Source organism: Kitasatospora sp. MBT66 (genome assembly GCF_000710405.2).
Taxonomy (GTDB): Bacteria; Actinomycetota; Actinomycetes; order Streptomycetales; family Streptomycetaceae; genus Kitasatospora; species Kitasatospora purpeofusca.
In genome coordinates this window covers 1-1,919 of sequence record NZ_JAIY01000033.1, presented here as the reverse complement: position 1 = coordinate 1,919, position 1,919 = coordinate 1, and the positions used below count along the sequence as shown (strand labels likewise).

The window sequence follows — 1,919 nt, the reverse complement described above, 5'->3', positions numbered from 1 at the left end:
CATGGCCTGCCGTTACCCCGGCGACATCACCTCCCCCCAGGGCCTCTGGCGGGCCGCCCTGGACGGCGCGGACGTCATCTCGGACTTCCCCACCGACCGCGGCTGGGACCTCGCCAACCTCTACGACCCCGACCCGGACGCCGTCGGCCGCACGTACACGCGCAAGGGCGGATTCCTCCAGGACGCCGCCGTGTTCGAGCCGGAGTTCTTCGGCATCAGCCCGCGCGAGGCCACCGCGATGGACCCGCAGCAGCGCCTGCTGCTGGAAACCTCCTGGGAAGCCCTGGAGCGCGCCGGCATCGACCCCGCCACCCTGCGCGGCAGCCGCACCGGTGTCTTCGCCGGCCTGATGGCGATGGAGTACGGGCCGCCGCTGCACGAGCCGATCGAGGGCATGGACGGCTTCCGGATGCTCGGCAGCTCGTCGAGCGTGGCGTCCGGGCGGATCTCCTACCTGCTGGGCCTGGAGGGCCCGGCGATGACGGTGGACACCGCCTGCTCCTCCTCGCTCGTCGCCCTGCACCTGGCCGCCCAGGCGCTGCGCAACGGCGAATGCACGCTCGCCGTCGCGGGCGGCGTGACGGTGATGTCCACGCCCACCACCTTCGTGGAGTTCTCCCGCCAGCGCGCCATGTCCCCCGACGGCCGCTGCAAGGCCTTCTCCGACGACGCCGACGGCGCCGGCTGGTCCGAAGGCGTCGGCATGCTCGTCGTCGAACGCCTCTCCGACGCCGAGCGGCTGGGGCACCGGGTGCTGGCGGTGGTGCGTGGTTCAGCGGTCAACCAGGACGGCGCGAGCAACGGCCTCACCGCGCCCAACGGCCCCTCCCAGCAGCGCGTCATCCGTGATGCCCTCGCCAATGCCCGCCTCGCCCCGGCCGATGTCGACCTCGTCGAGGCGCACGGCACGGGCACCGCGCTCGGCGACCCGATCGAGGCGCAGGCCCTGCTGGCCACCTACGGCCAGGAGCACGACGCCGAACGGCCGCTGTGGCTCGGGTCGGTGAAGTCCAACATCGGGCACACCCAGGCGGCGGCGGGTGTCGCGGGTGTGATCAAGATGGTCGAGGCGATGCGCCACGGCGTGATGCCGCGCACCCTGCACGCCGACACCCCGTCGCACCACGTGGACTGGGAGTCCGGCGCCGTCAGCCTGCTCACCGAGCAGCGCGACTGGCCCGAGCTGGACCGCCCGCGCCGCTCCGCCGTCTCCTCCTTCGGCATCGGTGGGACCAACGCGCACGTGGTCCTGGAGGCCGCCGCGGAGGAGCCCGCACCGAAGCCGGCCGAGACCGACGCCGCGGGTGAGGGTCCGCTGCCGTGGGTGCTGTCGGCCCGGAGCGAGGCCGCGCTGACCGAGCAGGCCGCGCGCCTGCTGGAGCGGGTCACCGACGGGACCGAACCGGACCCGCGCGACGTCGCGTTCACCCTCACGAACGGTCGTACGCTGCAGGACCACCGGGCCGTCGTGATCGGCGACGGTCGCGAAGAACTCGCCGAGCGGCTGCAGGAGTTCGTCTCCACCGGCGACTCCGCGGGCGTCGTCACCGGCCGGGCCGGATCCACCGGAACGGTGTTCGTGTTCCCGGGCCAGGGTTCGCAGTGGATCGGCATGGCACGTGAACTCCTGGAGTTCTCACCGGTGTTCGCCGAGAAGATGACCGAGTGCGCCGCCGCGCTGGAGCCGTTCACCGACAGCTGGTCGCTGCTCGACGTGGTCCGCGACGACAACAAGGACGCCCTCGACCGGGTCGACGTCGTCCAGCCGGTGCTGTTCGCCGTCATGGTCTCGCTTGCCGAACTCTGGCGCTCGCTGGGTGTGAAGCCCGCCGCGGTGGTCGGCCACTCGCAGGGCGAGATCGCCGCCGCCCACGTCGCCGGCGCCCTGACGCTGGAGGACGCCGCACGGATCGTCGCCC

The 1,919-nt window shown here is 72.9% G+C and carries 1 protein-coding gene; it reads left to right on the top strand.

Going from position 1 to position 1,919, the window contains the following annotated elements; translation table 11 throughout:
• On the top strand, positions 1 to 1,919 hold a 1,919-nt coding region (locus tag BI06_RS45275), incomplete at both ends, for a type I polyketide synthase (RefSeq protein ID WP_043479110.1).